At 69.9% G+C, this 18,234-nt stretch carries 18 protein-coding genes; 13 read left to right on the top strand and 5 right to left on the bottom strand.

Annotated elements, in window-relative coordinates:
* Nucleotides 1–63 precede the first annotated feature (63 nt).
* Nucleotides 64–906 (bottom strand): PhzF family phenazine biosynthesis protein, encoded by an 843-nt coding sequence (locus tag AC3RXZ_RS10985; RefSeq protein WP_491494044.1) that lies wholly within the window; start codon nucleotides 904–906, stop codon nucleotides 64–66.
* A 254-nt stretch (nucleotides 907–1,160) separates the two neighbouring features.
* On the opposite strand from AC3RXZ_RS10985, the gene AC3RXZ_RS10980 reads away from it, so the two are divergent.
* Together AC3RXZ_RS10980 and AC3RXZ_RS10975 are read left to right on the top strand one after the other, a co-directional pair.
* Nucleotides 1,161–2,471 carry a DivIVA domain-containing protein gene (locus tag AC3RXZ_RS10980; RefSeq protein ID WP_491494043.1) on the top strand — a complete coding sequence of 437 codons (1,311 nt, stop codon included), beginning with the start codon at nucleotides 1,161–1,163 and terminating at the stop codon, nucleotides 2,469–2,471.
* Between the two features lie 330 nt (nucleotides 2,472–2,801).
* Nucleotides 2,802–3,638, top strand: coding sequence for a sulfurtransferase (locus tag AC3RXZ_RS10975; RefSeq protein WP_491494042.1), 837 nt, complete (start codon nucleotides 2,802–2,804; stop codon nucleotides 3,636–3,638).
* Nucleotides 3,639–3,801: 163 nt separating this feature from the next.
* Here the strand turns inward: AC3RXZ_RS10975 and AC3RXZ_RS10970 are convergent, their stop codons facing one another.
* The gene (locus tag AC3RXZ_RS10970; RefSeq protein WP_491494041.1) at nucleotides 3,802–4,701 is read right to left on the bottom strand and encodes a hypothetical protein; all 900 of its coding nucleotides are present in this window, start codon (nucleotides 4,699–4,701) and stop codon (nucleotides 3,802–3,804) included.
* Between the two features lie 303 nt (nucleotides 4,702–5,004).
* On the opposite strand from AC3RXZ_RS10970, the gene AC3RXZ_RS10965 reads away from it, so the two are divergent.
* The 3 genes from AC3RXZ_RS10965 to AC3RXZ_RS10955 are packed head-to-tail and all read left to right on the top strand — an operon-like array spanning nucleotide 5,005 to nucleotide 7,520.
* On the top strand, nucleotides 5,005–5,637 hold the full coding sequence (locus AC3RXZ_RS10965; protein WP_491494040.1) for an acyl-CoA synthetase: 633 nt from the start codon (nucleotides 5,005–5,007) through the stop codon (nucleotides 5,635–5,637).
* A complete protein-coding gene (locus AC3RXZ_RS10960; protein WP_491494039.1) occupies nucleotides 5,634–6,047 on the top strand; it encodes a hypothetical protein in 414 nt (137 codons plus the stop codon). Before AC3RXZ_RS10965 ends, AC3RXZ_RS10960 begins: the two co-directional genes overlap by 4 nt.
* 39 nt (nucleotides 6,048–6,086) lie before the next feature.
* The gene (locus AC3RXZ_RS10955) at nucleotides 6,087–7,520 is read left to right on the top strand and encodes an MFS transporter (RefSeq protein ID WP_491494121.1); all 1,434 of its coding nucleotides are present in this window, start codon (nucleotides 6,087–6,089) and stop codon (nucleotides 7,518–7,520) included.
* Between the two features lie 119 nt (nucleotides 7,521–7,639).
* Here AC3RXZ_RS10955 and purB read toward each other — a convergent pair whose 3' ends face one another.
* Entirely contained in the window at nucleotides 7,640–9,022 is a 1,383-nt protein-coding gene (gene purB, locus AC3RXZ_RS10950) for an adenylosuccinate lyase (protein ID WP_491494120.1), read from the bottom strand.
* A 14-nt stretch (nucleotides 9,023–9,036) separates the two neighbouring features.
* A complete protein-coding gene (locus AC3RXZ_RS10945) occupies nucleotides 9,037–9,561 on the bottom strand; it encodes a low molecular weight protein-tyrosine-phosphatase (RefSeq protein WP_243228544.1) in 525 nt (174 codons plus the stop codon).
* 127 nt (nucleotides 9,562–9,688) lie between these two features.
* Between AC3RXZ_RS10945 and AC3RXZ_RS10940 the strand changes: the two genes are divergently transcribed.
* On the top strand, nucleotides 9,689–9,946 hold the full coding sequence (locus AC3RXZ_RS10940) for a hypothetical protein (RefSeq protein ID WP_243228546.1): 258 nt from the start codon (nucleotides 9,689–9,691) through the stop codon (nucleotides 9,944–9,946).
* Complete coding sequence (locus AC3RXZ_RS10935; RefSeq protein ID WP_491494038.1) at nucleotides 9,943–11,259, top strand: hypothetical protein; 1,317 nt, start codon at nucleotides 9,943–9,945, stop codon at nucleotides 11,257–11,259. The genes AC3RXZ_RS10940 and AC3RXZ_RS10935 overlap by 4 nt, the downstream gene beginning before the upstream one ends.
* Nucleotides 11,260–11,263: 4 nt before the next feature.
* On the opposite strand, the gene AC3RXZ_RS10930 is transcribed toward AC3RXZ_RS10935, so the two are convergent.
* Entirely contained in the window at nucleotides 11,264–11,665 is a 402-nt protein-coding gene (locus AC3RXZ_RS10930) for a phage holin family protein (protein ID WP_243228549.1), read from the bottom strand.
* Nucleotides 11,666–11,778: 113 nt separating this feature from the next.
* On the opposite strand from AC3RXZ_RS10930, the gene AC3RXZ_RS10925 reads away from it, so the two are divergent.
* The 6 genes from AC3RXZ_RS10925 to mnhG are packed head-to-tail and all read left to right on the top strand — an operon-like array spanning nucleotide 11,779 to nucleotide 18,115.
* Nucleotides 11,779–14,709 carry a Na+/H+ antiporter subunit A gene (locus AC3RXZ_RS10925; RefSeq protein WP_491494037.1) on the top strand — a complete coding sequence of 977 codons (2,931 nt, stop codon included), beginning with the start codon at nucleotides 11,779–11,781 and terminating at the stop codon, nucleotides 14,707–14,709.
* Nucleotides 14,709–15,344, top strand: a complete 636-nt coding sequence (locus AC3RXZ_RS10920; RefSeq protein WP_491494036.1) for an NADH-quinone oxidoreductase subunit K — start codon at nucleotides 14,709–14,711, stop codon at nucleotides 15,342–15,344. The genes AC3RXZ_RS10925 and AC3RXZ_RS10920 overlap by 1 nt, the downstream gene beginning before the upstream one ends.
* Nucleotides 15,341–16,894 carry a Na+/H+ antiporter subunit D gene (locus tag AC3RXZ_RS10915; RefSeq protein WP_491494035.1) on the top strand — a complete coding sequence of 518 codons (1,554 nt, stop codon included), beginning with the start codon at nucleotides 15,341–15,343 and terminating at the stop codon, nucleotides 16,892–16,894. The genes AC3RXZ_RS10920 and AC3RXZ_RS10915 overlap by 4 nt, the downstream gene beginning before the upstream one ends.
* Entirely contained in the window at nucleotides 16,891–17,463 is a 573-nt protein-coding gene (locus AC3RXZ_RS10910) for a Na+/H+ antiporter subunit E (protein WP_491494034.1), read from the top strand. The genes AC3RXZ_RS10915 and AC3RXZ_RS10910 overlap by 4 nt, the downstream gene beginning before the upstream one ends.
* On the top strand, nucleotides 17,460–17,729 hold the full coding sequence (locus tag AC3RXZ_RS10905; protein WP_243228558.1) for an MrpF/PhaF family protein: 270 nt from the start codon (nucleotides 17,460–17,462) through the stop codon (nucleotides 17,727–17,729). The genes AC3RXZ_RS10910 and AC3RXZ_RS10905 overlap by 4 nt, the downstream gene beginning before the upstream one ends.
* Nucleotides 17,726–18,115 (top strand): monovalent cation/H(+) antiporter subunit G, encoded by a 390-nt coding sequence (gene mnhG / locus AC3RXZ_RS10900; protein ID WP_243228560.1) that lies wholly within the window; start codon nucleotides 17,726–17,728, stop codon nucleotides 18,113–18,115. Before AC3RXZ_RS10905 ends, mnhG begins: the two co-directional genes overlap by 4 nt.
* Nucleotides 18,116–18,234: the final 119 nt, after the last annotated feature.

The raw sequence follows: 18,234 nt of genomic DNA, 5'->3' as shown, positions 1-18,234 counted from the left end.
TCCGGTCACCCCGTTCTGCTCACAGCAGAACGGCCCTCCTGCGCCGTTCGACGTGGACGGCGACTACAGCTCGATCGAACCGCGGATCCCGACGGTCGTCGGGCCGCCCACCCACGCTTGGCCGGCGTCGTCGACGCTGACCTGGATCACGCCGGCGCGGTCCAGACGCCGTCCCTGCGACGCCGTGTACTCCGTCGGCAGCGCGCCGGTCGAGGTCAGCCACTGTCCGACGCTGGCGTTCATGCTGCCGCAGACGGGATCCTCGTTCACGCCCATGCGCGGCGCGAAGCTGCGGATCTCGATGGCCTGAGCGGAGCCGTCCGGGTACGACCCGATCGCGCCGACCATCTCGTCCGGGATGAGGGCGAAGTCGGGTTCGAGCGCCAGCACCTCCTCGGCGCTCGCGAGCCGGACGACGGCCCAGCCGGGACCGTTGTCGACCCACTGATGATCGATGATCGCGTCGCGCGGGATGCCGAAGCCGCGGGCGATCCGCGTCAGGTGCTCCTCGTCCAGCGGGCCCGAGCGCAGTGTCGGCGGCGCCGCGAACGAGAGCGTGTCGCCGTCGCGGCGGATGCGCACGAGGCCGGCGCCGCACTCCTGCACGATCACGTCCGGGTCGGCGGGTGTGCCGCCGTACGCGAGCCACGCGGCTGCGGAACCGAGCGTGGGATGCCCGGCGAACGGCAGTTCGCCTCCCGGAGTGAAGATCCGCAGACGGTAGTCGGCCGCGGGGTCGGAGGACGGCAGCACGAACGTCGTCTCCGACAGATTCGTCCAGCGCGCCAGGCGCTGCATCTGCTCGTCCGAGACGCCCACGGCGTCGAGCACGACGGCGACGGGGTTGCCGAGGTAAGCGGTCGATGAGAACACGTCGACCTGGGCGAAATCATGGGTGCGGGGCATCCGGGATCCTCTCTCGTGGCACGAGCCTAGACGGGACGCGGCAGCGCCGAGCCGGGATCCGCGGGCCAATCGGCTGCGAGTGGCGCATGCTTCGGCCGATCCGGTTCGAACGGCATCCGGAGAGATCTCCTGGGTCCGGGCACATCGGAACGGATTAGGATGTGTCGCGAGCTTCGCGCCATCCTCCTCTCCTTCTCCTCGCCCCCCGCGGCCCTCGATCGTGTCGCCGGACGAGACCGTCAGAAAGGCTCACCATGAGCGACAACGCCGACAACCGCGACGCACGAGAGCCGGACTTCTTCGATCAGCTCGTCCAGGGAGGTGCAGCCGCGCAGGCACAGACCTCGTTCACGCAGGCGTTCCGCGGGTACGACAAGGGCGAGGTGGATGCCGCGATCGCCACGCTTCGCGCTCAGTTGCAGCGCGCCGAGACCGACGTTCAGCTCGCCCGCAACGGCGCGAGCGGCGAGGCGGATGCCGTCCGGGCCGAGGCCGAGGCCGCGCGCGCCGGTGACCAGGAGCGCATCGCGCAGCTGGAGGAGGAGCTGGCGGCCGCGCAGGCGCAGGTCGCGGAATCCGAGCAGCAGGTGGCCACGCTGACCAGCGAGCTCGTCGAAGCGCCCGCCAGGGAGGGCGACGACGAGGGATCCCGTCTGCAGTTCGAGGCGGTGCTGCGGGTGGCGGAGGAGCAGGCGAGCGTCCTGATCCAGAACGCCGCGGTGCAGGCCGAGCGTCTGCTCGAGGCGGCTCGCGAGGAGGCCGAGGCGAAGCGCGTCGAGCTCGAGGCGGACGTCGCCCGCATCACGGCCGAGGCTCAGCATGAGGCGGACCAGGTGCGGTTGCGCATCGACACGGAGTACACCGCGCACGAGGCCCGCATCGCCCGCGAGGCCGCGCACGCCGCCGAGAAGGTGACGCAGGCCGAACAGGAGGCGGCGGCCGTTCGCGCCGAGGCGGAGAAGGGATCGGCCGCGCTGCGGTCGATGGTGACGCGCGAGACGCAGCAGCAGCGTGCGGATGCCGAGCGCGAGGTCCGCGAGATGAACACTCGGGTGCTGGAGTTCGAGGAGAGCCTGACGCGTCGCCAGAACGACGCGCAGCAGGAGTTCCTCACCCTGCACAATCAGGCCGTCGCGCATGCCGAGCGCATCACGAGCGACGCGAACGAGCAGGTGCAGGCGTCCCTGGAGCACGCGCAGCGGATCTCGGCGAAGGCCGACGACTACGAGCGTCTGATGCGTTCGCAGGCGCAGACGATCGAAGCGGATGCTCAGGTGCGTGCCCGCGAGACCCTCGATCGGGCTCGCGTGAAGGCGCAGAAGATCGTGGACACCGTGATCGGGCACACCACCGAAGTGCTGCGCGACGCGGAGGACCGCACGCGCCAGCTGCGCTGGCAGCAGCAGCAGCTGAACAGCTTCATGGCCGAGGTGCGCGAGCTGATCCGCCCCGACGGCGTGCTGACGGCCGACGCGGTCGAGGTGGATGCCGAGGACGACGAGGAGACCGAGCTCACCGAGGCGGTCGACGTCGCGGAGGAGTTCGAGCCCGCCGAGGAGGACTGAGCCTCCGTTGAGCGCGTCCCCTTCGCTCCTCGCTCGTTGAGCGCACACCCCCTCGTTCGTTGAGCGCGCACCCCGTCGTTCGTTGAGCGAGCGGAGCGAGTCGAAACGGGTTGACGGCTGCGCGTCGGTTGGTGCGTTTCGACTCGTCGCTGCGCTCCTCGCTCAACGAGCGGGGGATGGGGACGGGGCGCCCCGTCGTTCGTTGAGCGAGCGGAGCGAGTCGAAACGGGTTGATGGCTGTGCGGCGGTTGGTGCGTTCCGACTCGTCGCTGCGCTCCTCGCTCAACGAAGGGGGCGGGCGAGGGGAGCGGTGCGCCCTACGCTGGGCACATGTCCCATCTGGTGAGCGTCGCGGAACTGTCTGAACTCATCGCCCGGGAGCCGCGTCTGCGGGTCCTCGATGTGCGCTGGCGTCTCGGCGGTCCGGACGGCCACCCCGAGTACCTCGAGGCGCACGTGCCGGGAGCGGTCTTCGTCGACCTCGAGAACGAGCTGTCCCGCCACGGCCGGCCGGACGAGGGAAGGCATCCGCTTCCCGACACCGCGACGGTCCAGGACGCCGCCCGCCGCTGGGGCCTCGACGACGGAGACCCGGTCGTCGCGTACGACGATCACGGCGGACTGGCGGCGGCGCGGGCGTGGTGGATCCTGCGCCAGGGCGGCGTGGACGTGCGCGTTCTGGACGGCGGGTGGCCGGCGTGGGTCTCTTCCGGTGAGCCGGTCGAGGCGGGTGCGGTCACTCCGGAATCGGGATCAGCGACCCTGTCCGACATCCGCGGAGGCAGCCTCACGATCGATGAGGTCGCGGCGTTCCCGGCATCCGGAGTCCTGCTGGATGTCCGAGCTCCCGAGCGCTACCGCGGCGAGACGGAACCGTACGACCCCGTCGCCGGGCACATCCCCGGTGCGATCAACCTGCCGACCGCCGTGCACCTCGCGGCGGACGGGACGGCGCGCAGCCGCGAGGAGATCCGCGCGAACCTGGCTGCCGCTGGCGTCGCGGACGGAACGCCGGTCGCCGCCTACTGCGGCTCGGGCATCACGGCCGCGCATACCGCGCTGATGCTCGCCGAGGCCGGCATGGACGCGAAGATCTTCCACGGCTCGTGGAGCCAGTGGTCGAACACCCTCGGCCGTCCCGTGGCCACCGGCCCACAGCCGGGCTGACCTCGGCTGACCTGCGGCGGGCGGTTCTGCCACACCTTTCCGCGTTTGCGACAGTTGTTTCCTGGCGCATTTGCGGAGAAGTGTCGCAGAACACGCTCATGACGGAGACACGCGCATGACGGAAACGTGCGCATGACGGAGACACGCGCATGACGGACGCCCGTCACTCGCGCTCGCCGTAGCCCCACCGCAGAAGCAGCATCCCCGGTCCGAAGCGGCGTCGCACCTGGAGCACGCTTGATCCGGCATCGATCGTCGCGGGCGTGCGGACGATGCCGTGCGGGGACTCCTCGACCTCGTCGATCCAGTCCGGCAGGGCATCCGGGTGGAATCTCGTCCACAGCACGAGGTCACGCGCCCGGCGGGCGACGCCGTGGCCGGTCTCGCGCACCGGCGGATAGCCGGGCGGCACCTCGAACGCCCACTCGATCATGGTGGACTGCGCGCTGTCGACCGGCTGATCCAGTTCCAGCGAGAACCCGTGGACCTCTCCCGACTCGTGCGAGTGCAGCGCGGCGATGCGGCCGCCGGCGATCGCCCGGAACACGGGCGGCGGCGTGCGGACACCCGGCGTCATGTCGACGTAGGGAACGTGGGTGAGAAGTCCGGACATGGACTGGACGAGGGTCCTCGTCGTGCGTGAGACGACGTTCCCGTCCGGACCGACATCGGTCACGGAGTGGGTGCTGACGTCCCGGGCCAGATCGAACTGCGGGGCGCCGAGTGCGTGGAACACCTCGGTGACGGCCTCCTCGATGGCGTTCTCATTGAGCGGGAACATCGGCATGCCGACCGGACCGATGCGCTGCGTGGGCCCCACCAGGTCGGACAGCGTCCCGCTCTCCAGCCGCAGCAGGTCCTCGATGTCCGCGACCGCGGCCAGGGACTGGGCGCCCTCGGGGCGGCGCGCCCCCGATCGCCAATAGCTCAGCGTCGCCATCGAGACCGGGTTCCCGTTCTCGCGCAGCCGCTTGTTGAGCCAGGCGAGCGTGACCCCCCTGGCGACGATCGCGTCCCTGAGCACGTCGGCGAAGCTTCCGCCCCCGGTGTCCTCGTTCGCCATCACAGACCTCCCCCAGGTATGTGAACACTCGTCTCGTAGATTCGAGCATACGACCAGGCGCTTTCCCCTCGGGGGCTCGAGGCGGGGAGCGCGGGGTCGCTGGACCTCGCGCCCCGGGAGGAAGCCCGATCACGGACGCGTGACGGTCCGGCGCAGTGATGCCCCGTACTGCGCAAAGCGTGGAGTCCGACGGCTGTTCTGGGGAGGGCCGTCGGACTCCGACGCTGCGCCCTCGGGGCCCGCCGGACGCCCCGGCACGCCCCGGTAGACTGGACGCACCACCATCAGGACCGAGGATTCGTCATGTCTGCCCCCGCCCGCGCCTTCACGGTGCGACACATCCAACTGCTGCGCGCGGCGTTCGCGGCGATCGCGGCCCTGATGATCACGTTCTCCTCCGACCACTCCGCCGCCGTCGGGCTGGCCGTGTTCAGCGGCTTCGCCATCGTGACCGGATTCGTCCTCGCCCTCAGCGCCTGGCTGGCCGTCCCGCAGGGGCGCCGTTGGTCGTACGTCCTGCTCGCCGTGATCGACATCCTCGCAGGGATGATCGCCGGGATCCCGATGCTGCGTACGGACGACACCTTCTTCGCGCTCGTCATCAGCTGGGCCATCCTCGCCGGCGCGGTCGAGATCATCGCCGGCATCCGGGGTCGTCGCGACGCCGACCCCCTCGCTCGAGACGCGCTCCTCATCGGCGGTCTGGGCATCCTGCTCGCCGTGGCGCTCCTGCTGATCCCGGCCGGATTCACCTCGGACTACACGGTCGAGGACGCCGGAACGTTCCAGCTGACCGGGATCATCCTGGGAGTCGGGATGCTCGGTGGATACGCCGCTCTCGTCGCGGTGTTCCTCGGCATCGCGGGACTCACCCCCGCGCGCGACGCCCAGACGCCCGCCGCGGACGCGGCCCCGCTCTCCGGAGGTGCGGCATGACCGACGACAAGCCCACACGCCGGGAGCTGTTGCGCCCGCTGCACCTGCTGGGCATCGCCCTCGCCGCCGGAGTCTTCGCCGCGGCGGTCACGCTGGTGTCGACGGGCGCGTTCACGGCACGCGTGAACCAGGCCATCGCGAACGGGACGTACGAGGGCCTGAGCCCGATCGCGCTCGGCCTCGTCGTCGGCGGCGGAGCGTTCATCGTCACACTCCTCGGCATCGCGATGCTGATGCTCGCGGTCGACCCCGCTCAGTACGAGGACGAGGAGCTCGCGCGACCCGTCCTCTACGACGAGGAGTCGGATGCCGCACCCGACGCCGCGTCGCCGGACACCCCCGCCGACGCCGATCCCGCGGACGCCGAGAGCGACCGGGGAACCGACGCCAAGGACGGCGACGCGTCCTGATCGCGGAATAGTCCGGCGCCGCGGCGACTTGTCCCTGTGGTGACCACCTCGATCGATCGCGCCTCCGTCGGACTCCGATCCGAGCGCGGACCGGTGCTCGGCGCGCTCATGCTCGCCACCGGACTCATCGCGATCGACGCCACGATCCTCGCGACGGCCGTGCCGAGCATCGTCCGGGATCTGGGCAGCTACCAGGAGTTCCCCTGGCTGTTCTCGGTCTATCTGCTCGCCCAGGCCGTCAGCGTGCCGATCTATTCGCGATTCGCGGACACGGTGGGACGCAAGCCGATCATCCTGATCGGGATCGGGCTGTTCCTGGCCGGTTCGATCCTGTGCGGCTTCGCCGGAAGCATGACCGCACTGATCATGTTCCGCATCGTGCAGGGGCTCGGCGCCGGTGCCGTGGCGCCGATGTCGATGACGATCGTCGGCGACATCTACACGGTCGCCGAACGCGCGAAGGTCCAGGGGTACATCGCGAGCGTCTGGGCGATCTCGTCGGTCGTCGGCCCGGCGCTCGGCGGCATCTTCGCCCAGCTGGACGCATGGCGCTGGATCTTCTGGGTCAACATCCCACTCTGCCTGATCGCCGGATGGATGCTCGTTCGCCGGTACCACGAGCAGAAGCAGACCCAGCGTCACCGCATCGACTACGCGGGCGCCGTGCTGCTCACGATCGGCCTGACCGGGATCATCCTCGGAATGCTCGAGGGCGGCAACGCCTGGGCCTGGCTGTCGCTGCCCAGCCTGCTGTGCTTCGGTCTCGGCGCCGTGTCGCTCGTCGCCTTCGGGCTCGTCGAGCGGCGTGCCGCGGAGCCGATCGTGGACCTGAGACTCGCCTCCCGCCGCCTGATCCTCACGACCACGCTCGTCTCGCTCGGCGTGGGAGCCCTCATGACCGGCGTCACCAGCTTCGCGCCCGCGTACCTGGAGGGCTCCATCGGGATCGCGCCGCTGCTGTCCGGCCTCGCCGTCGCCGCCCTCACGCTGGGCTGGCCGATCTCGGCGGCGAACGCCGGCCGGCTGTTCCTGCGGATCGGGTTCCGCCGCACGGCGCTCATCGGCATGGCGATCGCCTCCATCGCGGCGATCGCGCTGGCGTCCGCGGCGTCATGGCCGAATCCGTACGTCGTGGCCGTGATCGCGTTCGTCCTCGGCTTCGGCCTGGGCTGGACGGCCGCGCCGACACTGATCGCCGCTCAGGCATCGGTCGGATGGGGAGAGCGCGGTGCGGTCACGGGCATGAACGCGTTCGCCCGATCAGCGGGCAGCGCGGTCGGCGTGGCCGTGTTCGGCGCGATCTCGAACGCGGTGATCGCCCGGGGAGCCGGGCCGGAGGACCCGGCGACGATCGTCTCGGCATCCGTCTGGGTGTTCGCGGGCGCCGCCGTCGTCGCCCTGCTGACGCTGCTCGCCGCGGCCTTCATGCCGAGGGATGCGCCCGCCGCTCACTCCGGAGAGCCCGCCGCCTGACATCTCGGCGCCACGCGCTCCGCGAGTGCACGGGATGCCGCCTAGTGCACGGGATGCAGGCGCCGGTGGGCCGTGCATCCGGCGCGAGGTCGTGCACTCGCGTCCGTGGCGGAGCCGGCTCAGCGCGCGAGCTGCTCCGCGATGCCGGTGTACGTCGCCGGGGTCAGGGCGAGCAGGCGCTGCTTCGCGGCGTCCCCGATCTCGAGCCCTTCGACGAATGCCGCGAGCTCCGCAGCGCCCACACGGTGACCGCGCGTGAGCTCCTTGAGCAATGCGTACGGGTCCGTGATCGTCGATCGACCCGCGACGACCTCGGCACGGATGACGGTCTGGATCGCCTCGGCGAGCACCTCCCAGTTGCCGTCGAGGTCGTCCAGCAGCACGTCACGGCGCAGCGAGATGGCGTTCAGTCCGCGGCGCAGGTTGTCCAGTGCGAGCAGGGAGTGCCCGAACGCGACGCCGATGTTGCGCTGCGTGGTCGAGTCGGTGAGGTCGCGCTGCAGGCGCGACGTGACCAGCGTCTGACCGAGGGTCGCGAGCAGGCCGCCGGCGATCTCCAGGTTCGCCTCGGCGTTCTCGAAGCGGATCGGGTTGATCTTGTGCGGCATGGTCGACGAGCCGGTGGCCCCGGCGACCGGGATCTGCGCGAAGTAGCCGAGCGAGATGTAGGTCCAGATGTCGGTCGCGAGGTTGTGCAGGATGCCGCCCGCGTGACGCACCCGGTCGTACAGCTCGACCTGCCAGTCGTGCGACTCGATCTGGGTGGTGAGGACGTTGAAGTCGATGTCGAGCGACTCGATGAAGGCGCGCGAGATCTCGGGCCAGTCGGCGTCCGGCTCCGCGGCGAGATGCGCCGACCAGGTGCCGGTCGCGCCGGAGAACTTCGCCAGGAACTCGGATGCCGCGATCTGGCCGCGCACGCGTTCCAGGCGCCACGCGAACACGGCGAGCTCCTTGCCCATGGTCGACGGGGTCGCGGGCTGGCCGTGCGTGCGCGAGAGCATCGCGGCGTCCGCATGCTCGACCGCGAGCTCGCGGATCTTGGCGATGACGCCGTCGAGGGCGGGAAGCCACACCCCGAGCACCGCGCGCTTGACGGTCAGAGCGTAGGAGGCGGAGTTGATGTCCTCGCTCGTGCACGCGAAGTGCGTGAGCTCGGCGATGTCATCCAGGCCCAGGGACGACAGGCGGTCGCGCACGAGATACTCGACCGCCTTGACGTCGTGCTGCGTCACGGCCTCCTTCTCGGCCAGCCAGTCGATCTCGGCCTGGCCGAAGTCGCGGTAGAGAGCACGCAGACGCTCCTTGTCGGCATCCGACAAGGGCGAGGTCCCGAACAGCGACCGGTCGGTCAGTGCGATCAGCCACTCGACCTCGACCTCGACGCGGGCCCGGTTGAGGCCCGCCTCGGACAGGAAGTCCGCCAGGCCCGAGACGGCGGCGCGATAGCGGCCGTCGAGGGGGCTGAGCGGCTGGGGCGGGAGAGAGGCGTGCGAAGTCAGGGGAGTCCTCCTGATCAGGGCCCCTCGAATGCGGGGCGTCGTGCGGGCTGGCGCAGGGCGGGTTCGAGCTGACGGAACAGGCCCCGGGTCGACGCCTCAATCATACCGAGCACGGCATCGAACATGTCCGGCCCCGCGTAGTAGGGATCCGGCACGTCCGAGGCGTCCGTGGCCGGGTCGAACGACAGCAGCAGCGTGACCTTGCCCTCCTCGTCCTCGTCGTGCGCCCACTCCCGGAGATTGCGCTCGTGCGTCCTGTCCAGCGCCACGACGAGGTCGTTCTCGCGGAAGGACGCCGCCGTGAACTGCCGTGCACGGTGCAGCGATCCGTCGTATCCGCGGCGTTCGAGCGCCGCGAGCGTGCGATGGTCCGCACGCTCGCCCAGATGCCAGTCGCCGGTTCCCGCGCTGCGGGACACGATCCGGTGTCCCAGGCCCTGCCGTTCGGCGAGGTCGCGGAAGACCACTTCGGCCATCGGGGAGCGGCAGATGTTTCCCGTGCAGACGAAGATGACGCGGAACGGTTCCGGGTCGGTCATGGGTTCCATTCTGCCCACGCGCGACTCGTCCTGCACAGGGGCGATTCCCGGGCGCTTCTCCCCGGATCCCGAGGATGCCGCGGCAGCCGACCCTCGCGACGCGGGAGGGTCGGGGCAGGCTGTGGCCATGCATTCGATCGACATGGCCGCCGCGTGGACACCGGAGCAGCTGTGGGGCTGGCACAGTGCGCGGCGCTCCGTGTCCGACGCGCTCGCGGCTCTCGACGAGGTCGGAGCGGCTCTGCTCCCGCTCATCGCGGACACCGAATGGCAGGCCGAGGGGGTGCGCGCACTGCACGTCGAGATCGAGTCCTTCTCGGCGCAGTGCGCGAGCGCGGCGGCGACCCTGCGCGCACGACTGTGGGAACTGGAGGCGGCGGCATGAGCGACGAGGACGAAGCGGGTGTCGAGATCCTGCGCGGTGGCGCGATCGCGGTGGACACCGAGGCGCTGCGCGACGTCGCCGTACGCCTCGGTCCGATCGCCGCCGGCGTCGGTGCGGCCGCGGACGCCGCGCACCAGGCGCATCGCTGGATCGTCCAGACCACGGGACTGTCCGCCGGGGTCGACACCGCCGAGCTCTGGGCTGTGGCCGATCGGCTCGCGGCCCTGCGCACCCGGATCGACGAGGTCGCCTCCGGGGCCGGACTCATGGCCGACGTGTACGAGCTGGTCGAGCTGCGCGCCGAGCACGACGCGCTGCTGCTGACGGATGCCGCGGCCGCCGATGCGGTGCAGATGCGGATCGAGGACCTCGAGGCCACCGATGAGCGCCTCGCGACCATGGCCGATGCCCTCGCAGTGCAGTGGGAGCAGGCGCGATTCGAGGGGCTGGACAGCCAGTTCGACCTCGCGACCACGGTGACCGGAGCGAACTTCGGGGCGATCACGGCGATCACCGCAGCGCTGGGCAGCTCGGCGCTCTTCGGCGTCCTGCCGCCCGGGACGACCCTGAAGGGCACTGCCGACCCGGTGCGCGTCGCGCCCGTGCAGACCTCCCAGCCGGTCGCGCCGCCGGCGTCGCTCGCCGACGCGATGCGGCGGTTCCCGCAGTCCGACGGGGCCCAGGTCAGGGTCGAGACCTACACCTTCGCAGACGGCAGCAAGCAGTACGCGGCGTACATCAAGGGCACCCAGTCGGGCCTGTACGGGGCAGGGGAGCCGTGGGACATGAAGTCCAACACCGAGCTGTACACCGGCCGTGTCTCGGCGTCGTATCAGGCGACGCTCGACGCGTTGCGTCAGGCGGGCGCGGAGCCCGGCGACGTCGTCGACGTCTACGGCTACTCGCAGGGCGGCATGGTCGCGGCGAATCTTGCCATGAGCGACGAGTTCGAGGTGCGGACGACGGTGCTCGCGGGCAGCCCGAACGTGCCGGCGCTGGACGCCGATCAGACGCTCATCAGGCTCAGCCACACCGACGACGTCGTGAACTCGCTCGCCGGAGGCGGTTGGCCGGCCGGGACGGGGTCCGACGACAGCCTCGTCATCCGACGGGAGGGCGATCCCGGCTTCAGCGTGAAGGACCTGATCCTCGAACCGCACATGATCGAGAACTACGTCGAGACGGCCGAGCTGGCGGATGCCTCCGGCGATGTGCGCCTCGAGGCCTACCGCGACCGGCTCCGGGTCCTCGCGGACGCCGTGAGCATCGAGTCGACCGAGTACGCCGCCGATCGGACCGGGCGGGAGCCGTGACCGGTCAGCCGCGCGCGGCCTTCTTCTGCGGACGCAGGATGAAGCCGAAGATGCCGTTGATGATCGAGATCACCAGCGCGGCGACGATCACCCACCAGAAGTTCCCCACCGATACGCCCCAGCCGAAGCCGGAGGTGATCCAGGCGGTCAGCCAGAGCAGGAAGCCGTTGATCACGAAGCCGATCAGCCCGAACGTCAGGATGTACAGCGGGAACGCGACGATCTTCACGATCGTGCCGACGATGGTGTTGACGAGCGCGAAGATCGCACCGACGGCGAGCAGCGTCAGCACGAGCTGCAGGTCTCCGCCGGGCGGGAACGGAGTGATCTCGATCTCCAGAGCGGGAATGAGAGCTGCGACCCAGAAGGCGAAGGCGTTGATGACGACCTTGACGATGAAGCGCATGATCCGACCAGTCTCGCATGCCGACCCCGGGACCGGCCACGGCTTCCGCCGGTAGACTGGTACGGACCCGCCCGCCTGAGCCGCAAGGCCGACGAGCCATTGAGGAGCCGCCTATGCTGACACTCCTCGGCGTATTCCTCCTCTGCTCCCTCCTCCTCCCCGCTCTCGTGCGCTGGCTCGGCGCTCAGGCCTTCGCGATCGCGGCACTCGTCCCCGCGGCGGCCTTCGTCCACGCCCTGGTGCTGACGCCGCAGGTCCTCGATCCCGACCAGGCCCCGTTCGAATCCCTCGCGTGGATTCCCCAGCTCGGCCTCAACCTCTCGATGCACATGGACGTGCTCGGGTGGGTCATGACGCTCATCGTGACCGGCGTCGGCGCCCTGGTGCTGCTGTACTGCCGCTGGTACTTCCACGACGAGGCAGCGGGACTCGGCCAGTTCGCGGGCGTCCTGCTCGCCTTCGCCGGTGCGATGTACGGTCTCGTGCTCACCGACGATCTCGTCATGCTCGTGATGTTCTGGGAGGCCACGAGCATCCTGTCGTACCTGCTCATCGGCCACTACCACCGCCGTGCCGCGAGCCGTCGCTCCGCCCTGCAGGCCCTGCTCGTGACCACGCTCGGCGGCCTCGTCATGTTCGTCGGTGTCGTCCTGCTCGTCGTGGATGCCGGCACCTCCAGCATCTCCGACATGCTCGCCGCCCCGCCCACGGGTCCCTTCGTGAACGCCGCGATCGTGATGCTGCTCGTCGGGGCGTTGAGCAAGTCCGCGATCTTCCCGTTCCACTTCTGGCTCCCCGGAGCCATGGCCGCACCCACGCCGGTCAGCGCCTACCTGCACGCCGCCGCCATGGTGAAGGCCGGCATCTACCTCATCGCGCGCTTCGCGCCGATCTTCGCGTTCAGCGAGCCCTGGCGTCCGATCGTCATCTCCCTGGGCGTGCTGACGATGCTGCTCGGCGGCGTCCAGGCGCTGCGCGAGACCGACCTGAAGCGCATCCTCGCCTTCGGCACCGTCAGCCAGCTCGGCTTCTTCACGATCGTCGTCGGCTACGGGACCCAGGCCGCGGCGCTCGCGGGGCTCGCGCTCGTGATCGCGCACGCTCTGTTCAAATCGGCGCTGTTCCTCATCGTCGGGGTCATCGACCGCCAGCTGTCCACACGAGACATCACCGAGCTCTCGGGAGTCGGCCGGCAGGCGCCGGTGATGGCCACGGCCGCGTTCATCTCGATCGCATCCATGGCGGGAGTCGCGCCCACGATCGGCTTCGTGGCGAAGGAATCCGCTCTGACCGCACTCGTCGACGACGCCGTCGCCGGATCGGCGTGGGGGTGGGTCGCCCTCATCGGCGTCTCGCTCGGCGCCGTCTTCACCGCGGCCTACGGCATCCGCTTCCTGTGGGGCGCGTTCTGGACGAAACGGGACGCCCAGGGCGACCGCATGCCGGAGACCGCGTGGCCCGACCCGCCCGTCGGCTTCCTCTCGGCGCCGATCATCCTGGCAGGCGTCACGGTCGCCGCCGGGATCGGCGCCCCCGCGCTCGACGTCGCCCTGCACGGCTATGCCGCCACCGCGCGGCCGGGCCTCGACGGCGAAGGCACGGGACATCTCGCGCTGTGGCACGGCTTCGAGCCGGCGCTGGCGATCTCGATCCTGTCCATCCTGCTCGGGCTCGCGGTGTTCCTGCTGGCCAGGAGCACCGGATGGGACCGCCGGTCCCGGATCCTGCCGTTCACGGCATCCGACGCGTACTACCTGGTCACTCGCAGCATCGACCGACTCTCGGTCCTCACCACCTCGCTCACCCAGCGCGGTTCGCTGCCGGTGTACGTCGGCACGATCTTCATCGTCCTCGTGGTCGCCGAGATCACGGCCCTGCTCGCGGCCGACGTCGACCGGATGACCCTGTCCGCCTGGCACACGCCGACGCAGGTCGTCGTCGCGCCGATCATGGCGGCCGCCGGCATCGTCGCCGTGCAGGCGCGCAAGCGGTACACGGGCGTGGTGCTGGTGTCGGTCACGGGACTCGGCATGGTGGTGCTCTTCGCCACCAGCGGCGCGCCGGATCTTGCTCTCACGCAGATCCTCGTCGAGACGGTCACGATGGTCACGTTCGCGCTCGTCCTGCGCCGGCTGCCGGCACGCATGGGAGAGCACAACGCGTCGGTCGGACGGCTCCCGCGGGCGATCCTCGGCATCGCCGTCGGCGCGACCATGGCGCTCATCGCGGTCGTCGCGACCCAGTCGAGAGTCGCCGATCCGATCTCGCTCCTGTTCCCCGATCTCGCGTACGACATCGGTCACGGCAAGAACGTCGTCAACGTCGCGCTGGTCGACCTGCGCGGCTGGGACACCATGGGCGAGCTGTCGGTGCTCGTGCTCGCAGCGACCGGCGTGGCCTCCCTCGTGTTCGTCACGCACCGCGCAGACCTGCTGGCCGCCACCCGCACTCTGCCGCGGTCGACCAAGCGCAAGGCGCGGCTCAACCCGCTCGTCGAGACCACGGACGGCGTGCGGTTCCAGACGGCCGAGAACCGCAGCGCGCCTCGGGCCTGGCTGATCGGCGGGCAGAGGATGAAGCCCGAGAACCGGTCGATCCTGCTCGAGGTCGTGGTCCGCATCCTGTTCCACACGATCATCGTGGTGTCCATCTATCTGCTCTTCGCCGGTCACAACAGTCCGGGCGGCGGCTTCGCCGGCGGACTCGTCGCGGGGATGGCGCTCGTCATGCGCTACATCGCCGGCGGACGCTGGGAGCTCGGCGCCGCAGCGCCCACGGATGCCGGACGCCTGCTCGGCGCCGGCCTGATCATCGCCGTGGGAACCGCGGTCGTGCCCCTGTTCTTCGGCCTCTCTCCTCTGACGAGCACCTTCTGGGAGTGGGAGATCCCGATCATCGGTCACATGGAGTTCGTCACGTCCACGATCTTCGACATCGGCGTGTACCTCGTCGTGATCGGCCTGGTGCTCGACGTGCTGCGCAGCCTCGGCGCGGAGGTCGACAAGCAGGCGCTCGAGATGCGCGCTCGGGGGGTGAGCGTCTGATGGATGTCTCGCTGACCCTGATCTTCGTCATGGCGGTGCTCTTCGCATGCGGCGTGTACGCGATGCTCGAGCGCAGCCTCACGCGCGTGCTCATCGGGTTCCTGCTGCTCGGCAACGCCACGAACCTGCTGCTGCTCATCGTCATGGGTGTGCCGGGCAACGCGCCGTTCTACGGCGAGACCGGGGTCAGCGACCCGCTGCCGCAGGCGCTCACGCTGACGGCGATCGTCATCACGTTCGCGGTGTCGGCGTTCCTGCTCGCGCTGATCTACCGCTCCTGGCAGCTCGGACAGGCCGACACGGTCGAGGACGACGAGGCCGACATCGCGCTGCGCGAGCGGACGGACGCCGACGAGGACGTGCTGGAGGACGAGGGCGCGGTCGGCGAGGAGGACGTCACGACGGACTTCGTCGGCGTCCAGACCGCCCCGATCACGGTGCTGCACATGCGCGACCATCCGGCGATCCACGACGACGCCCCGTTCGACTCTCCCCTTCCCCGCTCGTCGGGCGACCCCTCCTCTCGTTCGTCGAGCGACCCCGACGGCCCCTCCACTCGTTCGTCGAGCGAGCGCAGCGAGTCGAAACGCCCCGCCGACGAATCCCATGAGCCCGACGGGGAGGACCGCCCGTGAGCGCGCTCGTCCCCCTGCTCGTCGCCCTGCCGTTGCTCGGCGCGGCGATCACGCTCGTGTTCGGGCGCAGCCCACGGCTGCAGATCCTCGTCTCCGTCGCGACGCTCGCCGCCGTGGCCGTGATCGCCGCGGTCCTGCTCGTGGTCGTGGACGGCGGCACGCCCCTGGCGGTCTCGGTCGGCGGCTGGCCCGTCCCGTTCGGGATCGTCCTGTACGTCGACCGCCTCGCGGCCCTGCTCGTTCTGATCTCCAGCATCGTGCTGCTCGCCGTCCTGCTGTTCTCGATCGGCCAGGGCGCCGCCGACGGGACGGACGAGACGCCGATCTCGATCTTCAACCCCTCGTACCTGATTCTCGCGGCCGGGATCTTCAACGCCTTCATCGCCGGCGACCTGTTCAACCTGTATGTCGGATTCGAGATCCTGCTGGTCGCCTCGTATGTGCTGATCACGCTCGGCAGCACCGAGTCCCGCATCCGCACCGGCGCCGTCTACATCGTCGTCTCGCTGGTCTCATCGATCCTGTTCCTCGCCTCGATCGCCATGATCTACGGCGCCCTGGGCACCGTGAACATGGCGCAGATCGCCGAGCGGATGACCGAGCTGCCGCAGGAGACCCAGCTCGTGCTGCACCTGCTGCTCGTCGTGGCGTTCGGCATCAAGGCGGCCATCTTCCCGGTGTCCTTCTGGCTGCCCGACTCCTATCCGACGGCGCCGGCGCCCGTCACGGCGGTGTTCGCGGGCCTGCTGACCAAGGTCGGCGTATACGCGCTGATCCGCACCGAGACGCAGCTGTTCGCCGAGAACAGCATCGACACGCTGCTGCTCATCGTGGCGCTGGCGACCATGATCGTGGGCGTCCTCGGCGCCGTGGCGCAGGCCGAGCTGAAGAGGATCCTCTCGTTCACCCTCGTCAGCCACGTGGGCTACATGATCTTCGGCCTCGCGATCGCGACGCCGGCCGCGATCGGCGCGACGGTGTACTACATCGTCCACCACATCGTCGTGCAGACGACCCTGTTCCTCGCCGTCGGACTGATCGAGCGAAGAGCCGGCAGCACCAGCATCCTGCGGGTCAAGGGGCTCATGAAGGCCGCGCCGATCCTCGCGGTGCTGTACTTCGTGCCGGCCATCAACCTGGGCGGTCTGCCGCCGTTCTCCGGATTCATCGGGAAGTTCGCGCTGTTCGACGCGGCGGCGTCCGTCGGAACGCCGATCATGATCGTGCTCATCATCGGCGGCATCGTCACCTCGCTGCTGACGCTCTACGCCCTCATGCGCGCCTGGAACCTCGCGTTCTGGCGCGAGGAGGAGGACTCGACCGAGACCGACGGACGCATCTCCTACCTCGGCAACGCGCCGGCCGCCGACGAGCAGCAGGAGCGCCGCCGCATCCCCCGGATCATGACGGTCGCGACCGGCGGGATGGTGACCGTGACGGTCGCGCTGACCGTGTTCGCCGGGCCCCTCTACGCGCTGTGCGACCGCATCGGCGATGCGCTGCTGCAGCCGGTGAGCCTCGTCCAGCTGGAGGAGGAGGTGGCCCCGTGACCCCCGAAACGCGTCGCGGCCTGTTCCAGGCCTTCCTGCTCCAGCTCCCGTTCCTGGCCTGGCTGGTCGTGCTGTGGATGCTGCTGTGGGGGCAGTTCACGGTGCTCGCGTTCCTCACCGGACTCGTGGTCGCCGTGTTCGTCACCCGGGTGTTCCGCCTGCCGACGATCGAGCTGAGCGGGCGCATCAACCTCTGGTACGGGGCGCTGTTCCTGGTGCAGTTCCTGTTCGCGGTGCTGCGCGGCGCGCTCAGCGTGACCGTGCAGGTGTTCGACTTCCGTCACCAGCCGGGGGCCGCCATCATGGCCGTGCCGCTGCGGTACGCGGACGATCTCGTGATGACCCACGTGGCGGTGACGGCCTCGCTCATCCCCGGGTCGCTGATCGTCGAGGCGGACCGCGATCGTCGCATCCTCTATCTGCACGTCATCGGGGTGCGCACACAGGCCGACGTCGATCGGCAGCGCGAGAACGTGCTGCGCTGGGAGCGGCGGATCGTGCGCGCGCTGGGCAGCCCCGCGCAGTACCGTGCTCTCAAGGACGACGAGCAAGCCGGAGGTGCGCGATGAACATCCTGCTGCTGGTGATCATGGTCGTGTTCGGCATCGCGGCCGTCCTGACCCTCGTCCGGATCGTCCGCGGGCCGTCGATCCTCGACCGCGCGGTGGCCTCCGATGTGCTGCTGACCGAGGTGATGTGCGTCCTCGGAGCTGAGATGGCGATCAACGGGCACACCCGCAGCGTTCCGGTGCTGCTCATCATCGCCGCGGTCGGCGTGTTCGGCTCGATCTCGGTGGCGCGCTACGTGGCGAGAAGGGACAACACGACCTCATGAACGTGTTCGGAATCGAGATCCCCGACGTCGTCATCGACTGGGCGGTGCTGGTGCTGATCCTCATCGGCGCGGTGCTGTGCCTGTCGGCCGCGGTCGGTCTGCTGCACTTCCGCGACGTCCCCTCGCGCCTGCACGCCGCGACGAAGCCGCAGGTGCTCGGTCTGCTGCTGATCTGCATCGCGATCGCGCTGTCGCAGCGGTCGATCGGAGGCATCCTGCTGGGCGCGGCGCTCGTGGTGCCGGTCGTGCTCATGCAGTTCGCAACCGCGCCCTTGTCGGCGCACATGGTCGGGCGTCAGGCGTACCGCAACGGCACGACCGACCAGCGCCACCTCGTGGTGGACGACCTGGCCGCGTCCAAGCAGACCCCGCCCGCCGCCGGGTAGTCGTCCCGCCGGTCGGCGGGCACCGCACTGTGCTCCCTCCGATCGCTCGGGTTCTGCGACACCTTTCGGCGAATGCGCCAGTTCGTTCGTGTCGCGAAAGCCGAAAGGTGTGGCAGAAC

Source organism: Microbacterium cucumeris (genome assembly GCF_058349845.2).
The sequence above is the reverse complement of the archived record's forward strand: the minus strand, read 5'-3'. Positions and strand labels throughout refer to the sequence as shown.

Bases quoted from the DNA above. Each gene is read 5' to 3' on its own strand.
- AC3RXZ_RS10965 (WP_491494040.1), top strand. From the start codon at position 5,005: ATGTCTGCCCCCGCCCGCGCCTTCACGGTGCGACACATCCAACTGCTG.
- AC3RXZ_RS10920 (WP_491494036.1), top strand. From the start codon at position 14,709: ATGGATGTCTCGCTGACCCTGATCTTCGTCATGGCGGTGCTCTTCGCA.
- AC3RXZ_RS10985 (WP_491494044.1), bottom strand. From the start codon at position 906: ATGCCCCGCACCCATGATTTCGCCCAGGTCGACGTGTTCTCATCGACC.
- AC3RXZ_RS10980 (WP_491494043.1), top strand. From the start codon at position 1,161: ATGAGCGACAACGCCGACAACCGCGACGCACGAGAGCCGGACTTCTTC.
- AC3RXZ_RS10975 (WP_491494042.1), top strand. From the start codon at position 2,802: ATGTCCCATCTGGTGAGCGTCGCGGAACTGTCTGAACTCATCGCCCGG.
- AC3RXZ_RS10905 (WP_243228558.1), top strand. From the start codon at position 17,460: ATGAACATCCTGCTGCTGGTGATCATGGTCGTGTTCGGCATCGCGGCC.
- AC3RXZ_RS10925 (WP_491494037.1), top strand. From the start codon at position 11,779: ATGCTGACACTCCTCGGCGTATTCCTCCTCTGCTCCCTCCTCCTCCCC.
- AC3RXZ_RS10970 (WP_491494041.1), bottom strand. From the start codon at position 4,701: ATGGCGAACGAGGACACCGGGGGCGGAAGCTTCGCCGACGTGCTCAGG.
- AC3RXZ_RS10940 (WP_243228546.1), top strand. From the start codon at position 9,689: ATGCATTCGATCGACATGGCCGCCGCGTGGACACCGGAGCAGCTGTGG.
- AC3RXZ_RS10960 (WP_491494039.1), top strand. From the start codon at position 5,634: ATGACCGACGACAAGCCCACACGCCGGGAGCTGTTGCGCCCGCTGCAC.
- mnhG (WP_243228560.1), top strand. From the start codon at position 17,726: ATGAACGTGTTCGGAATCGAGATCCCCGACGTCGTCATCGACTGGGCG.
- AC3RXZ_RS10945 (WP_243228544.1), bottom strand. From the start codon at position 9,561: ATGACCGACCCGGAACCGTTCCGCGTCATCTTCGTCTGCACGGGAAAC.
- AC3RXZ_RS10930 (WP_243228549.1), bottom strand. From the start codon at position 11,665: ATGCGCTTCATCGTCAAGGTCGTCATCAACGCCTTCGCCTTCTGGGTC.
- AC3RXZ_RS10935 (WP_491494038.1), top strand. From the start codon at position 9,943: ATGAGCGACGAGGACGAAGCGGGTGTCGAGATCCTGCGCGGTGGCGCG.